At 58.8% G+C, this 473-nt stretch carries 1 protein-coding gene; it reads right to left on the reverse strand.

The window, feature by feature from the left end:
• The coding region (locus tag EOA60_RS36875) for a helix-turn-helix transcriptional regulator (protein WP_245502733.1) at positions 1–414 on the reverse strand (414 nt) is incomplete at its 3' end.
• Positions 415–473 lie beyond the last annotated feature (59 nt).

A 473-nucleotide genomic window follows, 5' to 3' on the forward strand; every position in this document is an offset into this window, starting at 1 on the left:
ACGCAATTCTCTCGCTATCGCATCGACCGCCTCGAAGCGTTCGAGATTATCGGTGACGAGATCGCCGAAGGGATCGCCTGGCGGAGCCAGTTCGAGGATGTCCTCGATAGCCAGATAGTCTTCGAGCTTCTCGGTGACGATCGCTTCGGCTTGGGCCCGATCCTGGGCCGAGGTTCCCGAGTGCTTGCGGAACTCGATTCCGCGGAGCGCCTCGACCTGCCCGCCCATGAGGAAATCGAGAGACACGCCAAGGGCTTTGCCGAGGCCGACCAGAACGGCCGACGACGGCATCATCTTGTCGGCTTCGTATTTGCTGATCGCCTGGGCGCTGACCTTCGGGGAAACGCGGTCTGCAAGGGCCTGCATCGACAGGCCGGTCTTCTTTCTCGCCAGTCGCAGCCTTTGTCCGAACATGGTTGCTTCTCCCGAGTCTGAGTGGTTGATAAACCACATTTCTTTCGATATATGTAAAC

Source organism: Mesorhizobium sp. M1A.F.Ca.IN.020.06.1.1, from assembly GCF_004023265.1.
Lineage (GTDB): Bacteria > Pseudomonadota > Alphaproteobacteria > Rhizobiales > Rhizobiaceae > Mesorhizobium.